Origin of the sequence: Streptomyces hydrogenans, from assembly GCF_014656075.1 — a bacterium.
Taxonomy (GTDB): domain Bacteria; phylum Actinomycetota; class Actinomycetes; order Streptomycetales; family Streptomycetaceae; genus Streptomyces; species Streptomyces hydrogenans.
Genome location: NZ_BNBS01000123.1, coordinates 1 through 24,694, shown reverse-complemented (window position 1 = coordinate 24,694; position 24,694 = coordinate 1). Strand labels below are relative to the sequence as shown.

Genomic DNA, 24,694 nt, shown 5'->3' with positions numbered 1-24,694 from the left:
TACTTGGCCGCCGAGGCCGCCGCCCGCCTCACCGCCGCCAGCGGCACCGCCGCCAGCACCGCCGCCGCAGCCTCCTCCCGCAGCACCCCCAACATCTCCCGCAACTCCGTCAACGCCTGGCGCCCCATGTCACCCACCAGCGCCGCGTTCCTCACCGCCTTCTGCGGATCCTTCAACGCCACCGCCTGCAACGCCGCCGCGTGCACCACCATCAGCGACACCCGGTGCGCCACCACGTCGTGCATCTCCCGCGCGATCCGCCGCCGCTCCTCCTGCCGCGCCCACTGCGCCCGCTGCTCCGCCCGGTCCGCCAGCAGCGACAGCTCCTGCTCCAGCGAGTCCGCCCGCTCCCGCAAGCTCTCCATCAGCCGCCGACGCGCCCCTATATAGAGCCCGAACAGCACCGGCGGCGCGTTCAGCCCCAACGTCATGAACAACGCCATCACCGGCACGTACCAGGTGCTCGGATCGAAGTCGTCGGCCTGCGCGGCGATGTCCCGCCGCATCTCCACCGCCGTCACCACGAACACGGCGACCGTCGCCATCCCCGCCAGCAACGCCGTGTACCGCCGCGGCACCTCGGAGGCGGCCAGCGTGTACAGGCCCACGATCCCCATCAGGAAGCCCATCTCGGCCGGCGCCACCGCGATCGACACCAGCACCACGGTGATCGGCCACCGCCGCCGCACCAGCAGCACGGACCCCACGAGGAACCCGAACACCGCCCCGACCGCGTCCGGCACCCCCGCCTTCCCGGCGAACGCCACCCCCTCGGCCGCGCACTCCACCGCCGAGACCAGCGCCAGCCCCCCGTCGAGCACGACACTCCGCCGCCGCGCCCACCACCACCACGCCCGCGCGCCCGGCGCGTCCCGATCTGCCCCCGTTGCGGTCATGCCCCCACCCTACGGGCGGCCCCCCACGAAATCCGCAGGACGTCAACAGCCCGCACACCAGTCCCTCGAACTATTGAATCGCCCGAGTTTTCGACCCGGACGTCCGCATTCCGGACGACGCTCCTCACGTGACCACAGAAATGAACCGCTACGCGGACTTCGAGCACCTCCGGGAACAGGCGGTGGCACTGCGCCGCGAGGGTCTCAGCCTCCGCCAGATCCGCGACCGCCTGAGGATCTTCAACAACGACCTCCTCCAGCGCCTGGTCAAAGGCGAACCCCCACCGGAATGGACGAAGCGCCCCCGCGCCAAGGACGAGCTCCGCGCCCGCGCCCGCGAGCTCCGCCTCCAGGGCATGACCTACGACCAGATCCAGGTCGAGCTGGGCTGCTCGAAGAGCTCGATCAGCCTGTGGGTGCGCGACCTGCCGAAACCGGAGCCGCGCTACACGGACGAGGAACGCCGAGCCCGGATGAACGCCGGACTGGCCCACCTTCGCGCCGCTCAGGACGAGGAGCGAGAGAAGACAAAGCGCCTCGCCCGAGAGTCCGTCGGCGCCTTGTCGGACCGAGAACTGTTCCTCACCGGAGTCGCGCTCTACTGGGCCGAGGGCGCCAAGGACAAGCCGTACAGCCGGCGCGAGTCCCTCCAGTTCATCAACAGCGACCCGAACGTCATCTCCGTCTACCTGCGATGGCTCGACCTCCTGGGCGTCACCCGTGACCGCCTGCGCTTCCGCGTCAACATCCACGAGACCGCCGACGTCACAGGGGCCGAGAAGTTCTGGGCGGACCTGGCCGGAGTCGACCGGTCGACATTCCAGAGGGCGACCCTCAAGCGCCACAACCCGCAGACGACCCGGAAGAACACGTCCGACGCCTACCGGGGGTGCCTGATCGTCTACGCGAGGGGCAGCGCGGAGCTGTACCGTCGCATGGAAGGGGCCTGGTACGGCATAGTGGAGGCCGCCAGGGCACAGGACTGACGGAATGTCCGTTTTGGCCCTATAAATTATCCCCTGTGGTGTAATCGGCAGCACTGGGACCTTTGGAGTCCTATGTCCAGGTTCGAGTCCTGGCGGGGGAGCCACCGTCCACAGCAGCTCGTTCGGGCCCTGACCTCCCAGGTCAGGGCCCTTCCTCATGGCCGGGGTCCGACGCCCCGGTATCCTTCGTGCGTCCACCACCCAAAGCCGAAGGGCATATCCGTGAGCGCCAACCGCCCGGCAGCCGTCGTCGTCCTCGCAGCGGGTGAGGGCACCCGCATGAAGTCCAAGACCCCCAAGGTCCTGCACGAGATCGCCGGGCGTTCGCTCGTCGGGCACGTGGTGTCGGCCGCGCGCGAGCTCGGGCCCGAGCATCTCGTCGTGGTCGTGGGGCACGCGCGGGAGCAGGTGCGGGGGCACCTGGAGGAGGTGTACCCGGGGACCCGTACCGCCGTGCAGGAGGAGCAGAACGGCACCGGGCACGCGGTGCGGATGGCGCTGGAGGAGCTGGGGGCCGCGCCCGAGGGGACCGTGGTCGTCGTCTGCGGCGACACCCCGCTGCTGTCCGGGGCGACGCTGCGGTCGCTGGCCGAGACGCACGCCGGGGACGGGAACGCCGTGACCGTGCTGACGGCCGAGGTGCCGGACGCCACCGGGTACGGCCGGATCGTGCGGGACCTGGCGACCGGCGCCGTGACGGCGATCGTGGAGCACAAGGACGCCTCGCCGGGCCAGCTCGACATCCGGGAGATCAACTCCGGCGTGTTCGCCTTCGACGGCGCGCTGCTCGCCGAGGCGATCAAGCAGCTGCGGACGGACAACAGCCAGGGCGAGGAGTACCTCACCGACGTGCTGTCGATCCTGCGCGAGGCCGGGCACCGCGTCGGGGCCTCCGTGGCCGCCGACCACCGCGAGATCCTCGGCATCAACAACCGGGTGCAGCTCGCCGAGGCGCGCGTCCTGCTGAACCAGCGGCTGCTGGAGGCCGCGATGACGGCCGGCGTGACCGTGGTCGACCCGTCGTCCGTCCTCGTGGACGTGACGGTGACCTTCGAGCCGGACGCCGTGATCCACCCGGGTACGCAGCTGCTGGGCGCGACGCACATCGGCGAGGACGCCGAGGTCGGCCCGAACACGCGGCTGACGGACACCGTCGTGGGCCGGGGCGCGCGGGTGGACAACGCCGTGGCCGTCTCCGCCGAGATCGGCGACGGCGCCTCCGTGGGTCCGTACGCCTACCTGCGTCCGGGCTCGAAGCTCGGGGCGAAGGCGAAGGTCGGCACCTACGTCGAGACGAAGAACGCGACGCTGGGCGAGGGCACCAAGGTCCCCCACCTGTCGTACGTGGGCGACGCGACCATCGGCGAGTACTCGAACATCGGCGCCGCGAGCGTCTTCGTGAACTACGACGGCGTCGCCAAGCACCACACGACGATCGGCTCCCACTGCCGGACCGGTTCGGACAACATGTTTGTGGCTCCCGTCACGATCGGGGACGGGGTCTACACCGCCGCGGGGTCCGTCATCACGAAGGACGTGCCGGCGGGTGCGCTGGCCGTCGCCCGGGGCCAGCAGCGGAATATCGAGGGCTGGGTCGCCCGGAAGCGGCCCGGCAGCGCTGCCGCGAACGCCGCCGAGGCGGCTTCGGAAGGTTCCGCCGGCGAAAGCTGACCGGAAACAGGTACGTCGAACGAGGCGTACCGTGATACGTGCACACAAATTCGGCTGGTTCGCACACGCGCCCGGGAGCTCCGGGAGCGCGGGTCTTGCGGCCAGAGAACACGTCTGAGGAGACAGTGCTGTGACCGGGATCAAGACGACCGGCGAGAAGAAGCTGATGCTCTTCTCCGGCCGCGCCCACCCCGAGCTGGCCGAGGAGGTCGCGCACCAGCTGGGCGTCGGTCTCGTTCCCACCAAGGCGTTCGACTTCGCCAACGGTGAGATCTACGTCCGCTTCCAGGAGTCGGCCCGCGGTGCGGACTGCTTCCTGATCCAGAGCCACACGGCTCCGATCAACAAGTGGATCATGGAGCAGCTGATCATGATCGATGCTCTCAAGCGGGCCTCGGCCCGGAGCATCACCGTGATCGTCCCGTCGTACGGCTACGCCCGTCAGGACAAGAAGCACCGTGGTCGCGAGCCGATCTCGGCCCGCCTGGTGGCGGACCTGATGAAGACGGCCGGCGCGGACCGGATCCTGACCGTGGACCTGCACACGGACCAGATCCAGGGCTTCTTCGACGGCCCGGTGGACCACCTGTCGGCGCTGCCGGTGCTGGCGGACTACGTGGGCACCAAGGTCGACCGCGAGAAGCTGACGATCGTGTCCCCGGACGCGGGCCGGGTGCGGGTCGCCGACCGCTGGTGCGACCGTCTGGACGCGCCGCTGGCGATCGTGCACAAGCGCCGTGACAAGGACGTCGCCAACCAGGTGACCGTGCACGAGGTCGTCGGTGACGTGAAGGGCCGCGTCTGTGTCCTGGTGGACGACATGGTCGACACCGGCGGCACGATCTGCGCGGCGGCCGAGGCGCTCTTCGCGCACGGTGCCGAGGACGTCATCGTGACGGCCACGCACGGCATCCTGTCGGGTCCGGCGGCGGACCGCCTGAAGAACTCGAAGGTGAGCGAGTTCGTGTTCACGGACACGCTGCCGGTGCCGGGCGCGCTGGAGCTGGACAAGATCACGGTCCTGTCGATCGCGCCGACGATCGCGCGCGCGGTGCGCGAGGTGTTCGAGGACGGTTCGGTCACGAGCCTCTTCGAGGAGCACTGAGCCTCCCCGTTCCCGTGCCGGAGGGCCGTCTTCCCCGTTCGGGGGAGGCGGCCCTCCGTCGTCGGTGGGCCGGTGATCCATTTGGGGGGCCGGGGGCGGGCGGGTAGACTGCCCTGGTTGCTCGGCGAGGGAGGCCGGATCCGTTCTCGGATCGGCGCTCCGTTATCGACGCGCTCTTCGTAGCAGGCCATCGCCAGTCGGCGGCCGGGTGACAGTCACAGACGTCACCACCCATACGAGGAGTGCACATGTCCGAGGTGAAGCTCGCCGCCACCGTCCGCACCGAGTTCGGCAAGGGTGCCGCGCGCAAGATCCGTCGCGCCGCCGCCATTCCGGCCGTTCTCTACGGTCACGGCTCGGACCCGATCCACCTGACCCTCCCGGCGCACGACACCGCCATGGCGCTGCGTACCCCGAACGTCCTGCTCGCGCTGGACATCGAGGGCAAGGGCTCCGAGCTGGCCATCCCGAAGGCCGCCCAGCGCGACCCGCTGAAGGGCAGCCTGGAGCACGTCGACCTCCTCCTCGTGAAGCGTGGCGAGAAGGTCACCGTCGAGGTTCCGGTCGTCGCCGAGGGCGAGCTCGCCGCCGGTGGCAACCTGCTGGAGCACGTCCTCAACACCCTCTCCGTCGAGGCCGAGGCCACCCACCTCCCCGAGTCCGTGACGGTCTCCGTCGAGGGCCTGGAGGCCGGTTCCTCCGTCACCGCCGGTGCCATCGCGCTGCCGAAGGGCGTCACGCTGGTGACCGACGCCGACGCCGTGGTCCTCCAGGTCCTGGCCGCCCAGGCCGAGGAGCCGGCCGCCGAGGCCGCCGCCGAGGGCGACGAGGCCGCCGAGGCCTGAGCCGTAGGCTCTTGTCCGACGTGACGGGGTGACGGGCCGTACGGCCCGTCACCCCGTTTCTCTTTTCCCAGCGAACTTTTCCAGCGAACTTTCCCAGTGAACAAGGAGATGGCGATGACCGACGACGCGAACGCGCCCTGGCTGATCGTCGGCCTCGGCAATCCGGGGCCGGAGTACGCGGGCAACCGCCACAACATCGGCTTCATGGTGGTGGACCTGCTGGCGGAGCGGATCGGCGGGAAGTTCAAGCGGGCGCAGAAGGCGCAGGCGCAGGTCGTGGAGGGCCGGCTGGGTCCGGTGGGTCCCGCGAACCGGCGGGTGGTGCTGGCGAAGCCGATGTCGTACATGAACCTGTCGGGCGGTCCGGTGACGGCGCTGCGGGACTTCTACAAGGTGCCGACCGCGCACGTGCTGGCGATCCACGACGAGCTGGACATCGACTACGCGACGCTGCGGCTGAAGCTCGGTGGCGGGGACAACGGGCACAACGGCCTGAAGTCGATGACGAAGTCGATGGGTCCCGACTACCACCGGGTGCGGTGCGGGATCGGGCGTCCGCCGGGCCGGATGCAGGTGGCGGACTTCGTGCTGAAGGACTTCTCCTCGACGGAGCGCAAGGAGCTGGACTGGTTCGTGGACCGGTCGGCGGACGCGGTGGAGTGTCTGGTGACCGAGGGCCTGGAGCGGGCGCAGTCGGCGTACAACGCCTGAGGCCGGATTCCGGCCGTACGACTGTACGATCGCGGGTCATGACGCACGTCCGTAACGCCGCCATGGTCCTCGTCGCCGTCCTGCTCGTCGTCGCGGGGGTGTGGGCGTCGTGGGGTGCGGCGCAGCACGTGCTGTTGGCGAAGGGGCGTGAGCACGGGACGCTGACGGTCACGGGCTGCACGGACGAGCGGTGCAGCGGGGCGTACGCGCCGGAGGATCCCGGGTCGCCGCGGCGGACGCTGACGATCGGGCGTTCGGTGGCGGCGGGGCCGGGGTCGGTGATCCCGGTGGTGGTGAAGCCGGGTACGGACGAGGGGGTGCGGGCCGGCTGGGGCGGTGGGCTGCACGCGTGGCTGCCGCTCGGCGGGGCGCTGGTGCTGGCCGCACCGCTGGTGGCGGGGGGTCTGCGGCTGCGGCGGACGGCGTGGTCGCTGGCGGGGGCGGGGGCGGCGCTGTGGGTGGCGGCGTTCCTGGCGCTGTGAGGGGTGGGTGGGCATGGTCGGATCCCAGTGTTTTCCGGTGGGATCGTTATGCGCCTCTGGGTTAAGGGCGGCTTAAGGGGGCGGATAGGCTGCGAGCGCCACCTCCCACGGCATCCCTCATCCCACAGATGGACGACTGCACATGCGACGTTCCCTCATACCCGCCGCCACGCTCGTCGCGGCCATGGCGGGCTCTCTGATCCTCGCGGGTCCGGCTTCCGCCACGGGGGGCAAGACCTACGAACTGCCGCTCCACCAGGACACGCCGATCGCGGCGGCCGACTTCCAGCAGGGCGAGTGCCCCGACACGATTCCGGCCGACAAGGACGGGTGGCACTTCGTGATCCCCGGCGGCGGCGTGGACTTCGTCAAGCTGACGGTCACGTTCGACGGTGGTGCCCCGGTGGAGATCACCTCCTTCGGTCCGCCGAAGGACGACCACGCGTACGTGGCCTCGGAGGCCGGCGCCAAGCTGACCTCCGCCGTGGCGATCGTGGACGGCGAGGTGAAGCAGGGCTTCTTCAACCTGTCCCACACCTGCGCCGCCACCGGTGGCAGCACCGGCGAGACCACCACGGGTGAGACCACCACCGGTGAGACGACGACCGGCGAGACCACCACGGGTGAGACGACCACGGGTGAGACCACCACCGGTGAGACCACCACCGGTGAGACCACCACCGGTGAGACCACCACGGGTGAGACCACCACGGGTGAGACGACGACCGGCGAGTCCACCGCCACCGGTGAGACCACCGCCACGGGCGGCTCCTCCGCCACCGGTGAGACCACCACCGGTGAGACCACCACCACCGGCGGATCGACCACCGGCGGGACCGCCACGGGCGAGGCCACCACGGGTGGCACGGACGTCAAGGGCGGCTCCGAGGAGGGCAACCTCGCGGAGACCGGTGCCGGCGCCCCGATCGGCGCGATGGCCGGCGTCGCCGCCGCGCTCGCCGCGGCCGGTGCGTTCCTGGTGATGCGCCGTCGCAAGGCCGCGCAGAACTGACGTACCCCGTCGTGGAACGGGAAGTGCCCCCGCGGGAGAGTCCGCGGGGGCACTTCTGCGTGTGCGGAGGGGTCAGCCGGTGTTGCGGAGACCCGCGGCCACGCCGTTGACCGTCAGGAGCAGGGCCCGTGCGAGCAGCGGGTCCGGGTCCTCGCCGGCCTCGGCGGCGGCGCGCTGGCGGGCGATGAGGGCGACCTGGAGGTAGGAGATCGGGTCCAGGTAGGCGTCGCGGATGGCGAAGGTCTGCTGGAGGACCGGCTGGGAGGCGAGCAGGGTCTCGCCGCCGGTGACCTTGAGGACCTCCTCGACGGTGAGCGCGTGCTCGGCCTCGATGGTGGCGAAGACGTGCTTGAGCTCGTCGGGGACGAGGGTGTCGACGTAGTGGCGGGCGATCCGCAGGTCCGTCTTCGCGAGCGTCATCTCCACGTTGGAGAGGAAGTTGCGGAAGAAGTGCCACTGCTCGTGCATCTCGCCGAGGACCGCGTCGAGGCCGGCCTCGCGCAGCGCCTTGAGGCCGGAGCCGACGCCGAACCAGCCGGGGACGATCTGGCGGGACTGGGTCCAGCCGAAGACCCACGGGATGGCGCGCAGGCCGTCGAGCGAGACGCCCGAGCCGGGGCGGCGGGCGGGTCGTGAGCCCAGGTGCAGGTCGGCGAGCTGGTCGACCGGCGTGGAGGCGAGGAAGTACGTCGGCAGGTCGGGGTCCTCGACGAAGGACCGGTAGGCGGCGTGGGCGGCCTCGGAGACGACGTCCATCGCGGCGTCCCAGCGGGCCAGGGCCTCGTCGGACTGGCGGGGCGCGGTGTGCAGGGCGGACGCCTGGAGGGTGGCCGCGACGGTCAGTTCGAGGTTCTCGCGGGCGAGCGACGGGATGAGGTACTTGTCGGAGATGACCTCGCCCTGCTCGGTGACCTTGATCTCGCCCTCCAGGGTGCCCCAGGGCTGGGCGAGGATCGCGTCGTGCGAGGGGCCGCCGCCGCGGCCGACGGTGCCGCCGCGGCCGTGGAAGAGGCGGAGGCGGACGCCGTAGCGGTGGGCGACGTCGCGGAGCCGCCGCTGGGCGCGGTGGATCTCCCACTGGGAGGTGGTGATGCCGCCGAACTTGGAGGAGTCCGAGTAGCCGAGCATGACCTCCTGGACGTCGCCGCGCAGGGCGACGAGGCGTCGGTAGGAGGGGTCGGCGAGCATGTCGTTGAGGATGACGTCGGCGGCGCGGAGCTCGTCGGTGGTCTCCAGGAGCGGCACGATGCCGATCTTGGCCCAGCCGGCGTGCAGGTCGATCAGGCCGGCCTCGCGGGCGAGGACGGTGGCGGCGAAGACGTCGTCGGCGCCCTGGCACATCGAGATGATGTAGGACTCGATGACCTCGGGGCCGAAGCGCTCGAAGGCTTCCTTGATGGTGTGGAAGACGCCGAGGGTCTTCTGGCCCTCGGCGTCGAGCGGGGCCGGGGTGGGGGCCAGCGGGCGGCGGGAGCGGAGCTCCTTGGCGAGCAGGCGCTGCCGGTAGTCGCGGGGCATGTCCGCGTAGCGCCAGGACTCCTCGCCGAGCCGGTCGAAGAGCTGGCCGAGGGCGTGGTGGTGGGCGTCGGCGTGTTCGCGGACGTCCATGGTGGCGAGCTGGAGGCCGAAGGCGGCGAGGGTGCGGATGGTGCGGTCCATGCGCCCGTCGGCGAAGAGGCCGCCGCGGTGCTCGCGCAGGGAGGTCTGGATGAGGGTGAGGTCGCGGATCAGTTCGGCGGTGCCGAGGTAGTCGCGGCCGTCCTGGTGGGGGGTGCCGGCGGCGAGGCGTTCGCGGGTGTTGAGGAGCTTCTGGCGGACGCAGGTGGCCTTGAGGCGGTAGGGCTCCTCGGCGTTGAGCCGCTTGTAGCGCGGGCTGATCTCGGGGAGGAGGTCGAGGTCGCGCTGGAGGGAGTCCAGGAGTTCCTGGGTGGCCCCGGTGTAGCGGATGGAGTTGGAGAGCAGGCCGCGGAGGAAGTCGATGAGCTCCAGGGCGTCGGTGATGCCGTGCTCGTGCTGGAGGATCAGGACGTCCCAGGTGACCTGGGGGGTCACGTTGGGGTTGCCGTCGCGGTCGCCGCCGATCCAGGTGCCGAAGGTGAGGGGGCGGGTGCCGGCGGGCAGCTCGTAGCCGACGCGCTCCAGTTCGGCGGCGAGGTCCTCCAGGACGTCGCCGACGGCGTTGGCGTGCAGCTCGTCGAGGTAGTAGATGGCGTTGCGGGCCTCGTCGGCCGGCTCCGGGCGGACGACGCGGAGTTCGTCGGTCTGCCAGATGAGGTCGATGTTCTCGGCCAGGCGGAGGTCGTGGCGGCGCCGGTCGGCCTCGATGACCGGCGACTCCAGGAGGCCGCCGATGCGGCGGAGCTTGTTGAGGACGGAGCGGCGGGCGGCCTCGGTGGGGTGCGCGGTGAAGACGGGGCGCACGTTGAGGTTCTTGACCGTCTCGCGTACGTGCGCGGGGTCGCCGTCCTTGAGCATGTCGGCGGTGCGGGCGAGGAGGCCGCCCTCGGCGGCGCGCTTCTCGCGGAGTTCGCGGCCGCGGTGGACCTGCTCGGTGACGTTCGCCAGGTGGAAGTAGGTGGAGAAGGCGCGGACGAGCTTGGCGGCCGTCTCCAGTTCGACGCCGCGCAGCAGCTCGGCGGCGGCGTCGCCGTCCTCGCGGGTGAGGCGGCGGACCTTCTCGACGAGGTCGAGGAGGTCGTGGCCTTCCTGGCGTACGAGGGTCTCGCCGAGGAGGTCGCCCAGTCGGCGGATGTCGGCGCGCAGCTCGGCGTTGGTGGTGGGAGTCTGGTCGGCACTGCTCACAGGTGCGGCTCCTTGCAGTGTTCAAGCACGTCTGGAGGGTTCTGGAGGCTTGCGGACCGCGCTGTCCGGCGTTCCCAGGATAGGTGTCCATTCCCTGGACGTGGGGGAGCCCCCCGCTTGTGCCCTCTTGCCGCGTGCCTCCGCGCTGCCATACTTACGTCGCCGTAGGTTACGGAGCCGTAGCCTCGGCCGGTCTTTTCCGTTCACACCCTCACCCTCACCCCCCAGGGGACACGCATGACCATCACTCCCGAGGTGACCCCGGCCCCGGAGACGTCCGAGACGTCCGGCCCGGTCCAGGCCCTGCCTTCCGCCACGCTCGGTGGCGACAGCAAGGGTTCCGTCGAGCAGCTCGCGCTGGGGCTGTTCATCGTGGTGCCGTTCGTGGCGGTGCTGGCGGCGGTGCCGCTGGCCTGGGGCTGGGGGGTGAGCTGGCTGGACCTGGGGCTGATGACGGCGATGTACTTCATCGGCTGCCACGGGATCACGATCGGTTTCCACCGGTACTTCACGCACGGCTCGTTCAAGGCGAAGCGGCCGTTGCGGATCGCGCTGGCGATCATGGGGTCGCTGGCGGTGGAGGGGCCGCTGGTGCGTTGGGTGGCGGACCACCGCAAGCACCACAAGTTCTCGGACGCGGAGGGTGACCCTCACTCGCCGTGGCGGTTCGGCGACACGGTGCCGGCGCTGCTGAAGGGCCTGTGGTGGGCGCACATCGGCTGGATGTTCGACGAGGAGCGGACGCCGCAGCACAAGTACGCGCCGGATCTGATCAAGGATCCGGCGATCCGTCGGATCTCGCGGCAGTTCATGCTGTGGACGATCGTGTCGCTGGCGATCCCGCCGGTGGTCGGCGGTCTGGTGACCTGGTCGTGGTGGGGCGCGTTCACGGCGTTCTTCTGGGGTTCGCTGGTGCGGGTCTGTCTGCTGCACCACGTGACGTGGTCGATCAACTCGATCTGTCACGCGGTGGGCAAGCGTCCGTTCAAGTCGCGTGACCGTTCGGGGAACGTGTGGTGGCTGGCGGTGCTGTCCTGCGGCGAGTCGTGGCACAACCTGCACCACGCGGACCCGACGTCGGCGCGGCACGGGGTGCTGAAGGGGCAGGTGGACTCCAGTGCCCGGCTGATCCGCTGGTTCGAGCTGGCGGGCTGGGCGACCGACGTGCGCTGGCCGGCGCCGTCGCGTATCGACGCCCGGCGGCAGGCCGTCTCCTCCGACGCGGCATGATGGAGGACGTGGCGATCGACGGCAGTTCCAGCAGCACCAGTGGCGGCGGTACCGGGGCGCAGAAGCCCCGGCGGAGCCGCCGGGTGAGAATGACCGGCGCGGAGCGCCGGGAGCAGCTTCTGGACATCGGTCGGACGCTCTTCGCCGCGAAGGGTTTCGAGGGCACGTCGGTGGAGGAGATCGCGGCGAAGGCCGGGGTCTCGAAGCCGGTGGTGTACGAGCACTTCGGTGGCAAGGAGGGGCTGTACGCGGTCGTGGTCGACCGGGAGATGCGGCAGCTGCTCGACGGGGTGACGGGGGCGCTGACCGCCGGTCATCCCCGGGAGCTGCTGGAGCAGGCGGCCTTCGCGCTGCTGGACTACATCGAGAACTACACGGACGGGTTCCGGATCCTGGTCCGGGACTCGCCGGTGGCGCAGTCGACGGGCACCTTCGCGTCGCTGATCAGTGACATCGCCACGCAGGTGGAGGACATCCTGGGCCTGGAGTTCAAGGCGCGGGGTTTCGATCCGAAGCTGGCGCCGTTGTACGCGCAGGCGCTGGTGGGCATGGTGGCGCTGACCGGTCAGTGGTGGCTGGACGTCCGCAAGCCGCGGAAGGCCGAGGTGGCCGCGCATCTGGTGAACCTGGCGTGGCACGGTCTGGACGGCATGGAGCAGAAGCCGCGGCTGATAGGGCACCGGAAGAACTGACCGTTCCGGCCGGGGGCGGCGCCTCCCCCGGTCGCCGGACCTGACGGATCCCGAAAAGGTTCGTTGCCGTATCAACGATCAAGGTTATGATCCCCCCACATCCGGGGGGGTGTCCGCCCTCCGCGCGTGCCGTTCTGCCGTGCGGAGTGGGAGCGGAGCCCTGTCCTGGAGCCTGTTCTCACGTTCCCCAGGGGGGGATCATTTTGCGTACCGCTTTCTCTCTGCGCGGCCGGCGTCTCGCCGCGTGCACCGCGCTCGCCCTCTCCGCCGGCATGCTGCTGGCGTCTCCCGCCGTGGCCGAGCCCGCGCCCCGGCCCTCCGTGGAGCAGCCGCGTCGCGCGGCGGCCCCGCTGCCCGAGCTCGACCTGTCGAAGCTGCGCGACGGCGCGTCCGCGCGCGGCGCGGCGGCGGGCGAGACGCTTCCCTCGCGATTCGACGTGGACGGCGACGGCCTCACCGACCTGCTGGTCCGCAACTGGAACGGCGGGCTCGACGTCATCACGAGCGGCTCGGGCGAGGACGGCGCGTGGGCCCGATACGGCGCCGAGGAGGTCCCGCTGGACCTGGTCCCGCTCGGCGACCAGAACGGCAGCGGCCAGCCCGAGGTGCTGGTGCTGACCCAGTACGGCAAGGCGGAGCTGCACGGCGAGGCCACGCTGGGCGGCGGCACGGCCTACTGGACCGGCGGCGGCTGGGGCGTCTACAACAAGGTCTTCACGCCGGGTGACATCGACGGCGACGGCCGCTTCGACCTGCTGGCCCGCGAGCACGACGGCGACCTGTACTTCTACCGGGGCACCGGCAACCTCTACGCGCCGTTCTCGGCGCGGGTGAAGGCGGGCGTCGGCTGGGGCGCGTACGACCAGGTGGTCGGCATCGGCGACAACGACGGGGACGGCCGGGGCGACGTGGTGGCGCGGACGCCCCGCGGCGAGCTGTTCTTCTACAGCGGCACCGGGGTGAAGACGAACCCGTTCAAGCCGAAGCGGTCGATCGGCACCGGCTGGACCACGTACAACCAGCTGTTCTCCGTCGACGACGTGAACGGCGACGGCGTCGCCGACCTGTTCGCGCGGAAGACCGACGGTTCGCTGTGGGTCTACAACGGCCGGGGCAACGGCACGTTCCTCGCCCCGTCGCGGCTCTCGTCGGCGGGCTCGTTCATCGGGGTCGACCAGTTCGCCGGTTCCGGCTCCATCGCCTCCTCGGGCAAGAACGCGCTGATGGCGCGGACGGCCGGGGGCACCCTGTACTGGTACGGGGCGAAGAACAACGGGCGGCTGTCGCCGCGCGAGCAGATCAACGAGGCGGGTGCCTGGGCCGGTGCCCCGCTGGGTTACGCCTCCTCGCTGGACCGGACCAGCTTCGGCAGCCTGTTCTTCACCTACAACGGCACCCTGTACGCGGGTGACTGGAGCGGCGGCGGCTGGGGCGGGTACAACCACGTCTTCGGCCCCGGCGACCTGAACGGCGACGGCAAGGGCGACCTGCTGGCCCGCGACCGCTCGGGCGTGCTGTGGCTGATGCGGGGCAACGGCGAGGGGACGGGCTTCGCGTCCCGGATCCGGGTCGGCTCGGGCTGGGCGTCGTACAACCGTCTGGTCGGCGCCGGTGACGTCTCCGGCGACGGGCGGGCGGACATCCTCGCCCGGGACCGCTCGGGCGTGCTGTGGCTGTACAAGGGCACGGGCGTCTCGACCCGTCCGTTCGCGACCCGGGTGAAGGTCGGCGGCGGCTGGGGCGCCTACCGGCAGATCGCCGCTCCGGGTGACGTGGACGGCGACGGCCGCGCGGACCTGCTCGCGACGACGTCCGGCGGCACGCTGTACCGCTACCACTCGACGGCCACGAGCGGCGTCTTCGCGCCGCGGGTGAAGGTCGGCGACGGCTGGCAGGTCTACCCCGACCTGTACTAGGCCGGGTTCGGGGGCCCGTGTCGCCGTCCGGTGGTGCGGGCCCCGCCCGTTCGGCAACTGTTCGTCCCGTTGTCGGGGGCGAGCGTTACACTCACGCACATATCCGGGAGGGTGTTCGCCCTTCGCACGTGCGCGCGGAGGCGCCGCGGACCCCGCCCGGTACCCACTTCGTTTCCCCAGGGGGGGATCCTTTGCGTTCCATGTTCTCCGGGCGTGGCCGCCGCGTCGCCGCGTGCACCGCTCTCGCCCTCTCCGCCGGCATGCTGCTGGCGACCCCCGCGTCCGCCGCCGACCCGGCGCCGGTGCCCTCCGTCGAGAGGGTCAAGCCGTCCTTCACGCCGCCGAAGCTGGTCCTTCCGGGCAAGGCGGACGGCTCCGCCCGCGCCGGCGCGCAGGCGGCCCAGGCCACCTCGCCGCTGCTGTCGGACCTGGACCTCGACGGCGTCGACGACCTGCTCTTCCGCGCGAGCGACGGCAAGCTGTACACGACCGCCGGCGGCTCCAGTCTCGTCGACCTGTACCGCTTCGAGGACATCGCCCGCGAGATCGTCCCGATCGGCAACCAGAACGGTCAGGCCGAGCCCGAGGTCCTGGTCCTGTCCGAGAACGGCGCCCTGACGCTCTACCAGGACGTCGACCCGACCGGCACGCCGTACGAGTACCCGGTGGGCGGCGGCTGGCAGGTCTACAACAAGATCACCTCGCCCGGTGACGTCAACAACGACGGCCGCGCCGACGTGATCGCCCGCGACAAGGCCGGCCAGCTGTTCCTGTACCTGGCGACCGGCAGCCCGACCAAGCCGCTGGGCACCAAGATCCCCGTCGGCGGCGGCTGGAACACCTACGACCAGCTGATCGGCGCCGGCGACGTGAACGGCGACGGCCGGGCCGACCTGTACGGCCGGAAGGCCGACGGCCAGCTGTACTTCTACTTCGGCACGGGCTCCACGACCCGTCCGTTCGAGACCCGCAAGCTGATCGGCGGCGGCTGGGGCAAGTACAACCAGGTCTTCCCGTCGGGCCAGGACGGCTCGCTGTTCGCCCGGGACAACGCGGGCGCGCTCTACATGTACCTGCCCAAGGGCGACGGCACCCTGTCCGCGGCCCAGAAGGTCTCCGACGCGGGCGACTTCGCGGGCATCGAGCAGTTCGCGCTGGGCGGCAACGTGCCGTACACCGGCAAGGACGGCCTGATGGCCCGGGACAGCGCCGGCACCCTGTGGTTCTACGGCAGCTCGACCACGGGCAAGCTCAACAAGCGCCAGGCGATCAGCGACACCGGCGAGTGGGCCGGCGCCACGTGGACGAACCTGTCCTCGCTGAACTCGGACGGCTCCGCCGACGTCCTGCAGAACCTGAGCGGCGACCTGTACATCGAGATGCTGTACATCGGCGGCGGCTGGGGCGGCTACAACGCCTTCGTCGGCGCGGGCGACCTGAGCGGCGACGGCAAGGGCGACCTGCTGGCCCGCGACGGCTCCGGCGTCCTGTACCTGTACAAGGGCAACGGCCAGGGCGACGCCTTCTCCTCGCGGATCAAGGTCGGCTCCGGCTGGGGCGGCTACAACAAGCTGTTCGGCGCCGGTGACTACACCGGTGACGGCCGTACGGACCTCCTCGCCCGCACCACCGGCGGCGTCCTCTACCTGTACGCGGGCACCGGCAACGCCGCCGCCCCGTTCGCGGCGCGGAAGGAGATCGGCTCCGGCTGGAACACGTACAAGCACCTGGCGGCGGCCGGCGACCTCAACGCCGACGGCAAGGGCGACATCGTCGGCGCCACCTCCGGCGGCGACCTGTACACCTACCTGAACACGACGCCGGGCAAGTTCTCCGGCCGTTCGCTGTACGGCCCGGGCTTCCAGATCTACAACCAGATCTCCTGACGCCCCCGAGCACCCCAGGGCGCCCCGCACCGGTCTTCCGGTGCGGGGCGTCCGCCGTTTCAGGACGGGGTGCGGGCGACCGCGAAGACGCGGCGGAAGGGGAAGACGGTGCCGTGCGGGCCCGGGGGGTACGCCTCGCGGAGCAGGTCGCGGTAGGCGGCGAGGAACGCCTCGGTGGCGGCGGGGTCGTCGGCGAGGGTGGTGAGGACGGGGCGCAGGGCGGTGCCCTTGACCCAGTCGAGGACCGCGTCCTCGCCCTGGAGGAGCTGGCAGTAGACGGTCTCCCAGACGTCGGTCTCGCAGCCGAGGGCGGTCAGCCGGGCGAGGTAGTCGGCGGGTTCGAGGATGTGGACGAAGCGCCGGCCCTGGTCGCCGAGGCGGGCGCGCCATTCGGGGCGTGCGCAGAGTTCGCCGAGGAGGGCGTGGCTGGGGGAGGTGAAGTTGCCGGGGACCTGGAAGGCGAGGGTGCCGCCGGGGCGCAGGCCTCCGGTCCAGGCGGCGAAGGACTCGGGGTGGTTGGGGACCCATTGGAGGGCGGCGTTGGAGACGATCAGGTCGTAGGGCTCGGTGGGGGTCCAGTGGGCGGCGTCGGCGGGTCGGAAGTCGAGCCAGCCGCCGCCGGAGGTGGTGCCGGACCAGTCCTTCTCGGCCTGTTCGAGCATCTCGGGCGAGAGGTCGAAGCCGGTGATGTGGGCGTCGGGCCAGCGGTCGGCGAGGAGGGCCGTGACGTTGCCGGGGCCGCAGCCGAGGTCGGCGATGCGGGCGGGGCGGTCGCCGTCGGGGAGGCGGGGTATTCGCTGGAGGAGGTCGAGGAAGGGGCGGGTGCGGTGGGGGGTGTGGTGGAGGTACTGCCGCGGGTCCCAGACGGGTGCGGCGACGGTGTCCACGGAATGCATGTTCGATGCCTCCTTGCAGGCGTGAGTCGGCCAAGCGGAACCGGGTTTCGGCCGGGTCCCTTCCCCTCTCCCCCCAGGATTATATCTTGACATCAAGATTCATGATATCGAGAAACTCGAATGCAAGAGACTTTATGTCAACAGACCCACTACACTGATCACATGGAGGACGAGGTCGACCGGCTGGTCGCTGCATGGCGCCGTGAGCGCCCGGACCTCGACGTGGAACCGTTGGAGGTCCTCAGCCGCGTCTCCCGGCTGGCCCGGCACCTCGACCGCGCCCGGCGGCTCGCCTTCTCCGAGCACCAGCTGGAGCCCTGGGAGTTCGACGTCCTCACCTCGCTGCGCCGTGCCGGAGCCCCGTACCAGCTCTCCCCCGGTCAGCTCCTCACCCAGACCCTGGTCACCTCGGGCACCATGACCAACCGCATCGACCGGCTCACCAAGAAGGGCCTGGTCGAGCGGCTGCCCGACCCCAGCGACCGGCGCGGCGTGCTGGTCCGGCTCACCCCCGAGGGACGGGACCGCGCCGACGAGGCGCTCGCCGGGCTGCTCGCCCAGGAGCGGGCCATCCTCGCCCAGCTCACCCGTCCCCAGCGCGCCGAACTCGCCGGCCTGCTACGCCGGCTGACCGCCCCGTTCGACAACGTCCCCGGCTAGCACCCGCTCCGGGAGCGGCGCCGGGCCCACGCCCGCCCGCCGGGCCAGCGCCACCGCCGCCAGGGTCGAGTGGACGCCCAGCTTCCCCAGCACGTTCTGCATGTGCGTGCGGACGGTGTGCGGGGAGAGGAAGAGCCGCTCGGCGACCGCCTTGCGGCCCAGTCCCGCCACCATGCAGCGCAGCACCTCCCGCTCGCGCGGGGTCAGCGACTCCACGAGCCGCTCGCTCTCCGTCCGGTGCTTCCGGGCCGCCGTCAGCTCCCGCAGCACCCCGGTCAGCAGCGCGGGCGGCAGGTGCGTCTCGTCCCGCAGGACGCCGCGGACCACGGCGAGCAGCCGCTGGAGCGAACAGTCCTTCGCCACCCAGCCGCAGGCCCCCGCCTGGAGCGCCAGCGCGGCGCGCCGGGCGTCGTCCTTCTCCGCCAGCACCACCGTGCGGACCGCGGGCTGGACCTTGCGCACCCCCGCGACCAGCGAGATCCCGTCCACGGCGGGCTCGCCGTCCGGCCCGGCCGCCACGGCCGCCGGGGCCGAGGGCGGCGCGCCCAGATCGGCGTCGACGAGCAGCACGTCGAAACGGCGGCCCTCGGCGACCCCCCGGTCCAGACAGCGCATGGCGGCGGGACCGCTGCCCGCCGCGGCGACGTCGACGTCGGGCTCGGCCGCCAGCGCGGCGGCCAGCGATTCGGCGAAGACGCGGTGGTCGTCCACCACCAGGACCCGGATTCGTGCCACGGACACCCCCAAGTGTCGAGGAGAGACCGGCGCGGTACGGCGCCGGAGGCGGGTCCGCCGGCGCACGGCCGCCGCCGTGCCCAGACTGGTACCCCGCTCCCGGCGCCGTACCCGACGGGCCTCGCCCCCTGAACGGCACCGGCCCCCACCGGCGCTGCCCACAGATTAGGGGGGCGGCACGGCACCGTGGGGGCCGATTGGCGGAAGTGTCCGAACTCGACCGTCCTTGGGGACGGTCGGAGGTCAGAGGCGGCGGGCGCCCGCCGAGGGGACGGCCGGGAAGATCCCGGGCTCCGCGTACCCGGCGCCGGCGAAGGCCTTCCGGACCGCCGCCGTGATCTCCTCGGCCCGCTCCTCCTCCACCAGGACCACCGCCGAGCCGCCGAAGCCGCCGCCGGTCATCCGGGCGCCCAGCGCCCCGGCCGCGTTCGCCGCCTCGACGACGAGGTCCAGCTCCGGGCAGGAGACCCGCAGGTCGTCCCGGAGCGAGGCGTGGCCGTCCGTGAGGACCGGGCCGACCGAGCGGGTCGCCCCGGCGTCCAGCAGGGCGATCACCCGGACCACCCGGTCGTTGTCCGAGACCACGTGCCGCACGTACCGCAGAATCGTCCCGTCGCTCAGACGTTCCAGCGCGGCCGGCAGATGCGCGGCGTCGACGTCACGCAGGGCGCGCACCCCGAGCGCCCGCGCGCCCGCTTCACAACCGGCGCGCCGCTCGGCGTACGCGCCGTCCCCGAGCGCGTGCTTCACCCGGGTGTCGACGACCAGCAGGGCCAGCCCCTCGGCGGCGAGGTCGAAGGGCACCTGCCGGTACGACAGGTCCCGGGTGTCCAGGTGGAGGGCGTGGCCCTCCACGGCGCAGGCGGAGGCCATCTGGTCCATCACCCCGCAGGGCACGCCGACGAAGTCGTTCTCGGCGCGCTGCGCGATCCGGGCCAGCTCGGGCCGGGTGAGCCCGAGGCCGAAGAGGTCGTTCAGGGCGAGGGCGGTGACGACCTCCAGGGCGGCCGAGGAGGACAGCCCGGCACCGGTCGGCACGGTGGAGGCGAGGTGCACGTCGGCGCCGGTCACCGGGTGGCCCGCCGCCCGCAGGGCCCAGACGACACCGGCCGGGTAGGCGGCCCAGCCGCCGCCGGAGAGCGGGTCGAGGGCCTCGACGTCGAGCTGGACGATGCCGCCGTCGACGTCGCCGGAGTGCAGGCGCAGGACGCCGTCGTCACGCCGGGAGACGGCGGCGACGGTGGTGTGCGGCAGGGCGAGCGGCAGCACGAAGCCGTCGTTGAAGTCGGTGTACTCCCCGATGAGGTTGACCCGCCCGGGGGCGGCCCAGACCCCGTCGGGCGCGGCGCCGTACAGCGCCTCGAAGTCGGCGGCGACGGTCACGGGCGGTCTCCTTCGCGCTGCCGGGCGAAGGCCCAGGCGTCGGTCACGACGTCCGCGAGGTCGGGGCGGGACGGCGTCCAGCCGAGCCGCTCGCGGGCGGCGTCGGCGGAGGCGACCAGGACGGCCGGGTCGCCGGGGCGGCGGGCGGCCGTGCGCTCGGGGATCGGGTGGCCGGTGACCTTCCGGACGGTCTCGATCACCTCGCGGACGGAGAAGCCGTTGCCGTTGCCGAGGTTGCAGATCAGGTGCTCGCCCGCCGGGACGGTGCCGGCCGTCATCGCGTCGAGCGCCAGGAGGTGGGCCTCGGCGAGGTCGGCGACGTGGATGTAGTCGCGGACGCAGGTGCCGTCGGGGGTCGGGTAGTCGTCCCCGTAGACGGCGATGGCCTCGCGCTCGCCGAGGGCGACCTGGAGGACGAGCGGGATGAGGTGCGACTCGGGGTCGTGGCGCTCGCCGAGCCCGCCGTACGCCCCGGCCACGTTGAAGTAGCGCAGGGAGGTGGCGGCCAGGCCGTGGGCGGCGCACTCGCCGGCGATCATGTGGTCGACGGCCAGCTTGGTCGCCCCGTACGGGTTGGTGGGGGCGGTCGGGGCGGTCTCGGTGATCGGCACGGTCTCCGGCTCGCCGTAGGTGGCGGCGGTGGAGGAGAACACCAGGGTGCGGACGCCGGCCGCGCGCATCGCGGCGAGCAGCGCCATGGTGCCGCCGACGTTGTTCTCCCAGTACTTCTCCGGCTGGGCGACGGACTCGCCGACCTGCGAGAAGGCGGCGAAGTGCAGCACCGCGTCGTAGGAGTCGTCGAGCCAGCGGGCGGCGTCCTGGACGCGGCCCTCGACGAACTCGGCGCCGGCCGGGACTCCCTCCCGGAAGCCGGTGGACAGGTCGTCGAGGACGGTGACCCGGTGGCCCCGCTCCAGGAGGTGGGCGGCGACCGTGCCGCCCACGTAGCCCGCCCCGCCCGTCACCAGGTACCTCTGTGTCATGCGCTTGCCACCTCTCGGATGCGCCGGGCCGCGTCCTCCGGCCGGATGTCGTTCATGAACGCCCCCATGCCGGACTCGGTGCCCGCGAGGAACTTCAGCTTGCCGGAGGCGCGCCGGACCGTGAACAGCTCCAGGTGCAGTCCGAAGTCCTCCCGCCGCTCGTCCGTGAACGGCGCCTGGTGCCAGGCGGCGATGTAGGGCGTCGGCGGCTCCGCCGGGCCGAAGATCCGGTCGAAGCGCCTCAAGAGTTCCAGATACGTCTGTGCGAAGTCTGTCCGGGCCTCCTCGTCGAGGGCGAGCAGGTCGGGGACGCGCCGCCGGGGGTGGAGGTGGACCTCGTACGGCCACTTGGCGGCGTACGGCACGAAGGCGATCCAGTGCTCGGTCTCCAGGACCACCCGTTCGGCGTCGGCGCGCTCCCGGGCGACGAGGTCGTCGAAGAGGTTCCGGCCGGTCGCGCGGCGGTGCTCGTCGATCCGGCGGCGGGTGTGGGCGGTGCGGGGCGTGACGTAGGGGAAGGCGTAGATCTGCCCGTGCGCGTGCGGCAGGGTGACGCCGATCTCCCGGCCGCGGTTCTCGAAGCAGTAGACCTGCTGGACGCCGGGGAGGGCGGACAGCGCGGCGGTGCGGTCGGTCCAGGCGTCGAGGACGAGCCGGACGCGCTCCTCGGTGAGGTCGGCGAAGGAGGCGGTGTGGTCGTCGGTGAAGCAGACGACCTCGCAGCGGCCGACGCCGCCGGAGAGGGAGGGGAAGCGGTTCTCGAAGACCGCGACCTCGTAGCCCTCCTCGGGGATCTCGCTCTCCCGTCCGTCCCGGGCCGGGCAGAGCGGGCAGGCGTCGGCCGGCGGGAGGTAGGTGCGGCCCTGCCGGTGGGAGGCGACGGCAACGTGGTCGCCGGTCAGCTCGTCGTACCGGATCTCGGAGCGGGAGGTGACGGGGGTGAGGGGGCGCGGGTCGACGGCGGTGCGGACGAGGTCGTCGCGGCTGTCGTAGTAGATCAGCTCGCGCCCGTCGGCGAGTGTGGTGACGGTCTTCTTCACGGGTGCCCTCCGGGCGCGAACAAACAGAACCACGCACAAAGAACCACAACCGAACATCGAGGTCAAGAGCGAAGTCCGGAGGGCGCCGCCACGACGGCGCGCCCCGGCTCTTGCGACGGCCCGGGTCCCGGGCCCCGGGGCCTGTCCGACCCGGCGCGTCGGACCAAGCCGGGGCGTCCGCGGCGAGCATGCGTGCCGGGCGGGCCGGGCCCGGCGGGAAGGGTCGGGCCCGGCGGGAAGGGTCGGACGGGACCTAGTACGGCCTGCGCTGCCCCGGGACCGCGCGGTCGAGCAGGCCCGTGCGGGCCGCCAGGGCCGCAGCCTCCAGACGGGAACCGACGCCCAGCTTCATCAGGACCCGCTGCACGTGCGTCCGCGCGGTGCTCGGCGCGATCCCCATCCCCGCCGCGATCAGCCGGGTGTCCTCCCCCTCCGCGACCCGCACCAGGACCTCCACCTCCCGGTGGGTCAGCAGCCGCAGCAGCCGCTGCGCCTCGTCGTCCGGCTGCGCCGCCGGGTTCAGCAGCTCCGCGAAGGCCCCGGCGAGCAGCTGCGGCGCCACCGCCACCTCGCCCGCCCGGGCCTTCAGCAGCGCCCGCTCGACGCCCTCGATCCGCTCGTCGTGCCGGACGTAGCCGGACGCCCCGGCCGCGAAGGCCGCCGCGATCCCGCGCGGCGAGGGCACCGGGCCCAGCACCACCACGGCCACCTGCGGCCGCTCCCGCTTGATCCGCGCGACCGGCTCGAAGGCCCCGGGCGCGGCCGGGGCGGCCGTGCCGAAGAGGCAGACCTCCGGCGCCCTGCCCACCACGACCTCCGCCGCTCCCGCCGCGGGTGCCGCCGCCGCGAGCACCCGGTGCCCGCGCAGCTTCAGTGCCGAGGCGAGCGCCTCCGCGAGCAGGCGGTGGTCGTCCACGACCACGAGCCGAACGCCCATCCCGTCATCCCCCATCCCCCGGGCGTGCCGTCCCCCGGCACCCTGACCCGGCAAGCTACACGCTCCCCCGCCCCGCGGGGCGTCAACCTCCGCCGCACGAAAGGGGGACGCGGACGCGCGAAGGGCCTCCCCGGTGAACCGGGAAGGCCCTTCGCGTCGCCCGACGGCGTCAGTTCCGCGTGCTGAACGACACCGCGTGGTACTTCTTCGAGAGGGCGGACTCGCCCTCCCGCGTCTTGCTGGCGTAGGTGGCCGAGATGAAGAACCGGCCGTCGCCGTAGAGGAGTTCGGCGCCGGTGATCGAGAAGCTGGTCTCGATGTCCCGGTTCCCCTTGTCCGACGGGTTCTCCAGGAGCAGCGTCGACTTCATCGTGCCCGCGTGGACGGAGACGAGCTGTCCGCCCTTGGAGTACGGGGGCACCTTGTACGCGATGAGGTCGCCGCCGTCCATGCGCAGCGGCATCAGCGTGTAGCCGTCGCCGGCGTCGGCCTTCTCGGGCGCCGTCCGGCCGTTGGCGAGGTCGAAGGCGATGATCTCGTTGGTCTCGTCGCCGTACTCGCCGGTGGAGCCGTCGTGCTCCTCGGTCGGCACGTAGAGCCGGTCGTTGCCGACGAGGACCTGCGAGCAGTCCTCCACCGCGGTGGAGCCGCAGCGGGCCGCGTAGCGGTCCGGGTCGGCCGTGATCTTGGTGCGCAGCTTCCCGGTCTTCTCGTCGATGGAGAAGAAGTCCGAGATGCCGCTGCCGTCGTCGGCGGCGTCGCCGACGTTGGCCGCGACCACCAGCGGCTTGGTCGAGACGACCGCCGCGTACTTCACGCCCTGCGGCATCTTGAACTGCGAGAGCGGCTTGCCCGACTTCGGGTCCAGGTTCTGGACGAGGACGGACTCGGCGCCGTACTGGCCGCACTTGCGGACGGCGACGAGGCCGGCGCCGCCGCCGTAGCCCATGTCGTAGCAGTTCTGGTCGTTGGACTGCGGCTTCCAGCGGACCTTGCCGGTGGCCGCGTCGAAGGCCGCGCCGCCGTCGGTGCCGCCGGCCGCCACGGTCTCGCCGCTGAGCGTGACCTCGCTGAAGCGGGCCTTCTCGTCGCCGCCGCCGCTGACGGAGGCGGACCAGAGCAGCTTGCCGGTGTTCAGGTCGACCATGCCGACCTGGTTGCAGCTCTGGTAGTAGCGGGGGGCGACCCGCTTGGACTCCTCGAAGAGGATCGGCACCTTGTTGTCGGCGGTCTTGTGCCGGGACGCGCCGCAGACCTGGCCGGCCAGCGGGAGGGTCCAGGAGACCGTGCCCTTGTCGATGTCGTAGCCGACGACCGAGTTGACGCCCGTCTTCACGAAGGTCTTGTCGGTGAGCCAGGAGCCGTCGACGGGCGTGGTGTCGGGCACCTTGGGCGGGTCGATGCGGAAGGCCAGGCGGGAGCCGGTCTTCGCGCCGGGCTTCTCCTTGCCGTCGCCGCCCAGGCCGTTGCCGGCCCCGCCGTCGGTGCCGGTCTCCCCGCCGCCGGTGGGGGCCTGGCTGGTGCCGCCGGTGGGCTTGGCGTCGGGCTCCGGGTCGGAGCCCGAGTTGGCGTACCAGATGCCGCCGCCGACGATCAGGGCGACGGCCACGACCGCCGCGACGATGATCTGCGTCTGCGCGGACAGCTTGCCGCGCCCGCCCGGCGCGGGGGCCGGGACGTGCTGCTGGGGCGCGGTCGGGTAGCCGTACGGCTGCTGCGGCTGGGTCGGGTACCCGTACGGCGGCGGCACGGCCTGCTGGTGCTGCGGATCCTGCTGCGGGTAGCCGTACGGGCCGGGCTGCGGGGCCTGCTGCGGGTAGCCGTAC

At 72.0% G+C, this 24,694-nt stretch carries 21 protein-coding genes and 1 tRNA gene; 13 read left to right on the top strand and 9 right to left on the bottom strand.

Annotated features, from left to right (window positions below; genetic code table 11):
- Nucleotides 1–896 (bottom strand): sensor histidine kinase (locus IE321_RS33800; RefSeq protein ID WP_190225693.1); only part of this gene is annotated, 896 nt, incomplete at its 3' end.
- A gap of 140 nt (nucleotides 897–1,036) precedes the next feature.
- On the opposite strand from IE321_RS33800, the gene IE321_RS33795 reads away from it, so the two are divergent.
- From IE321_RS33795 to IE321_RS42405, 8 genes are all read left to right on the top strand, one after another.
- Nucleotides 1,037–1,882, top strand: a complete 846-nt coding sequence (locus IE321_RS33795; protein ID WP_190225698.1) for a hypothetical protein — start codon at nucleotides 1,037–1,039, stop codon at nucleotides 1,880–1,882.
- A 29-nt stretch (nucleotides 1,883–1,911) separates the two neighbouring features.
- Nucleotides 1,912–1,986: transfer RNA gene (locus IE321_RS33790), tRNA-Gln, on the top strand.
- A 118-nt stretch (nucleotides 1,987–2,104) separates the two neighbouring features.
- Nucleotides 2,105–3,553 (top strand): bifunctional UDP-N-acetylglucosamine diphosphorylase/glucosamine-1-phosphate N-acetyltransferase GlmU, encoded by a 1,449-nt coding sequence (gene glmU / locus IE321_RS33785; RefSeq protein WP_043227345.1) that lies wholly within the window; start codon nucleotides 2,105–2,107, stop codon nucleotides 3,551–3,553.
- 130 nt (nucleotides 3,554–3,683) lie between these two features.
- Complete coding sequence (locus IE321_RS33780) at nucleotides 3,684–4,658, top strand: ribose-phosphate diphosphokinase (RefSeq protein WP_043227344.1); 975 nt, start codon at nucleotides 3,684–3,686, stop codon at nucleotides 4,656–4,658.
- Nucleotides 4,659–4,906: 248 nt separating this feature from the next.
- A complete protein-coding gene (locus IE321_RS33775) occupies nucleotides 4,907–5,503 on the top strand; it encodes a 50S ribosomal protein L25/general stress protein Ctc (RefSeq protein WP_190225692.1) in 597 nt (198 codons plus the stop codon).
- Between the two features lie 114 nt (nucleotides 5,504–5,617).
- Nucleotides 5,618–6,214, top strand: coding sequence for an aminoacyl-tRNA hydrolase (gene pth / locus IE321_RS33770; protein ID WP_190225691.1), 597 nt, complete (start codon nucleotides 5,618–5,620; stop codon nucleotides 6,212–6,214).
- Between the two features lie 38 nt (nucleotides 6,215–6,252).
- Nucleotides 6,253–6,696, top strand: a complete 444-nt coding sequence (locus IE321_RS33765; protein ID WP_190225690.1) for a hypothetical protein — start codon at nucleotides 6,253–6,255, stop codon at nucleotides 6,694–6,696.
- 142 nt (nucleotides 6,697–6,838) lie between these two features.
- Nucleotides 6,839–7,708 carry an LPXTG cell wall anchor domain-containing protein gene (locus tag IE321_RS42405; protein ID WP_226651575.1) on the top strand — a complete coding sequence of 290 codons (870 nt, stop codon included), beginning with the start codon at nucleotides 6,839–6,841 and terminating at the stop codon, nucleotides 7,706–7,708.
- Nucleotides 7,709–7,780: 72 nt separating this feature from the next.
- On the opposite strand, the gene ppc is transcribed toward IE321_RS42405, so the two are convergent.
- Nucleotides 7,781–10,510, bottom strand: coding sequence for a phosphoenolpyruvate carboxylase (ppc, locus tag IE321_RS33755; RefSeq protein ID WP_043227337.1), 2,730 nt, complete (start codon nucleotides 10,508–10,510; stop codon nucleotides 7,781–7,783).
- Nucleotides 10,511–10,747: 237 nt separating this feature from the next.
- Here ppc and IE321_RS33750 point away from each other — a divergent pair, with 237 nt between their 5' ends.
- The 4 genes from IE321_RS33750 to IE321_RS33735 all read left to right on the top strand — a co-directional run bounded on the left by IE321_RS33750 (nucleotide 10,748) and on the right by IE321_RS33735 (nucleotide 16,234).
- The gene (locus tag IE321_RS33750; protein WP_051842473.1) at nucleotides 10,748–11,740 is read left to right on the top strand and encodes an acyl-CoA desaturase; all 993 of its coding nucleotides are present in this window, start codon (nucleotides 10,748–10,750) and stop codon (nucleotides 11,738–11,740) included.
- The gene (locus IE321_RS33745; protein ID WP_190225689.1) at nucleotides 11,737–12,432 is read left to right on the top strand and encodes a TetR/AcrR family transcriptional regulator; all 696 of its coding nucleotides are present in this window, start codon (nucleotides 11,737–11,739) and stop codon (nucleotides 12,430–12,432) included. Before IE321_RS33750 ends, IE321_RS33745 begins: the two co-directional genes overlap by 4 nt.
- Before the next feature lie 203 nt (nucleotides 12,433–12,635).
- Nucleotides 12,636–14,348: an FG-GAP repeat domain-containing protein gene (locus tag IE321_RS33740; protein WP_226651574.1), complete on the top strand. Its 1,713-nt coding sequence runs from the start codon at nucleotides 12,636–12,638 to the stop codon at nucleotides 14,346–14,348.
- Nucleotides 14,349–14,548: 200 nt separating this feature from the next.
- Nucleotides 14,549–16,234 (top strand): FG-GAP-like repeat-containing protein, encoded by a 1,686-nt coding sequence (locus IE321_RS33735; protein ID WP_226651573.1) that lies wholly within the window; start codon nucleotides 14,549–14,551, stop codon nucleotides 16,232–16,234.
- Nucleotides 16,235–16,293: 59 nt separating this feature from the next.
- Here the strand turns inward: IE321_RS33735 and IE321_RS33730 are convergent, their stop codons facing one another.
- Nucleotides 16,294–17,130: a trans-aconitate 2-methyltransferase gene (locus IE321_RS33730; RefSeq protein ID WP_190225688.1), complete on the bottom strand. Its 837-nt coding sequence runs from the start codon at nucleotides 17,128–17,130 to the stop codon at nucleotides 16,294–16,296.
- A gap of 162 nt (nucleotides 17,131–17,292) precedes the next feature.
- On the opposite strand from IE321_RS33730, the gene IE321_RS33725 reads away from it, so the two are divergent.
- Nucleotides 17,293–17,790, top strand: a complete 498-nt coding sequence (locus tag IE321_RS33725; RefSeq protein ID WP_043227332.1) for a MarR family winged helix-turn-helix transcriptional regulator — start codon at nucleotides 17,293–17,295, stop codon at nucleotides 17,788–17,790.
- On the opposite strand, the gene IE321_RS33720 is transcribed toward IE321_RS33725, so the two are convergent.
- The 6 genes from IE321_RS33720 to IE321_RS33695 all read right to left on the bottom strand — a co-directional run.
- A complete protein-coding gene (locus IE321_RS33720; protein WP_043227370.1) occupies nucleotides 17,749–18,525 on the bottom strand; it encodes a LuxR C-terminal-related transcriptional regulator in 777 nt (258 codons plus the stop codon). The two genes, IE321_RS33725 and IE321_RS33720, sit on opposite strands and share 42 nt — an antisense overlap.
- A gap of 243 nt (nucleotides 18,526–18,768) precedes the next feature.
- Nucleotides 18,769–19,908, bottom strand: a complete 1,140-nt coding sequence (gene galK, locus IE321_RS33715; RefSeq protein ID WP_190225687.1) for a galactokinase — start codon at nucleotides 19,906–19,908, stop codon at nucleotides 18,769–18,771.
- The gene (gene galE, locus IE321_RS33710) at nucleotides 19,905–20,891 is read right to left on the bottom strand and encodes a UDP-glucose 4-epimerase GalE (RefSeq protein WP_190225686.1); all 987 of its coding nucleotides are present in this window, start codon (nucleotides 20,889–20,891) and stop codon (nucleotides 19,905–19,907) included. Before galE ends, galK begins: the two co-directional genes overlap by 4 nt.
- Entirely contained in the window at nucleotides 20,888–21,931 is a 1,044-nt protein-coding gene (gene galT, locus IE321_RS33705) for a galactose-1-phosphate uridylyltransferase (RefSeq protein ID WP_190225685.1), read from the bottom strand. The genes galE and galT overlap by 4 nt, the downstream gene beginning before the upstream one ends.
- Nucleotides 21,932–22,184: 253 nt before the next feature.
- Nucleotides 22,185–22,868, bottom strand: coding sequence for a helix-turn-helix transcriptional regulator (locus IE321_RS33700; protein WP_043227327.1), 684 nt, complete (start codon nucleotides 22,866–22,868; stop codon nucleotides 22,185–22,187).
- A gap of 169 nt (nucleotides 22,869–23,037) precedes the next feature.
- Nucleotides 23,038–24,694, bottom strand: a 1,657-nt coding sequence (locus tag IE321_RS33695; protein ID WP_308439732.1) for an outer membrane protein assembly factor BamB family protein, incomplete at its 5' end; no start/stop codon positions are given.

Excerpts from the sequence above, each read along its gene's own strand:
- IE321_RS33795 (WP_190225698.1), top strand. The coding sequence starts at position 1,037 with ATGAACCGCTACGCGGACTTCGAGCACCTCCGGGAACAGGCGGTGGCA.
- IE321_RS33775 (WP_190225692.1), top strand. The coding sequence starts at position 4,907 with ATGTCCGAGGTGAAGCTCGCCGCCACCGTCCGCACCGAGTTCGGCAAG.
- pth (WP_190225691.1), top strand. The coding sequence starts at position 5,618 with ATGACCGACGACGCGAACGCGCCCTGGCTGATCGTCGGCCTCGGCAAT.
- IE321_RS33765 (WP_190225690.1), top strand. The coding sequence starts at position 6,253 with ATGACGCACGTCCGTAACGCCGCCATGGTCCTCGTCGCCGTCCTGCTC.
- IE321_RS42405 (WP_226651575.1), top strand. The coding sequence starts at position 6,839 with ATGCGACGTTCCCTCATACCCGCCGCCACGCTCGTCGCGGCCATGGCG.
- IE321_RS33750 (WP_051842473.1), top strand. The coding sequence starts at position 10,748 with ATGACCATCACTCCCGAGGTGACCCCGGCCCCGGAGACGTCCGAGACG.
- IE321_RS33745 (WP_190225689.1), top strand. The coding sequence starts at position 11,737 with ATGATGGAGGACGTGGCGATCGACGGCAGTTCCAGCAGCACCAGTGGC.
- IE321_RS33735 (WP_226651573.1), top strand. The coding sequence starts at position 14,549 with ATGTTCTCCGGGCGTGGCCGCCGCGTCGCCGCGTGCACCGCTCTCGCC.
- IE321_RS33730 (WP_190225688.1), bottom strand. The coding sequence starts at position 17,130 with ATGCATTCCGTGGACACCGTCGCCGCACCCGTCTGGGACCCGCGGCAG.
- IE321_RS33725 (WP_043227332.1), top strand. The coding sequence starts at position 17,293 with ATGGAGGACGAGGTCGACCGGCTGGTCGCTGCATGGCGCCGTGAGCGC.
- galE (WP_190225686.1), bottom strand. The coding sequence starts at position 20,891 with ATGACACAGAGGTACCTGGTGACGGGCGGGGCGGGCTACGTGGGCGGC.
- IE321_RS33700 (WP_043227327.1), bottom strand. The coding sequence starts at position 22,868 with ATGGGCGTTCGGCTCGTGGTCGTGGACGACCACCGCCTGCTCGCGGAG.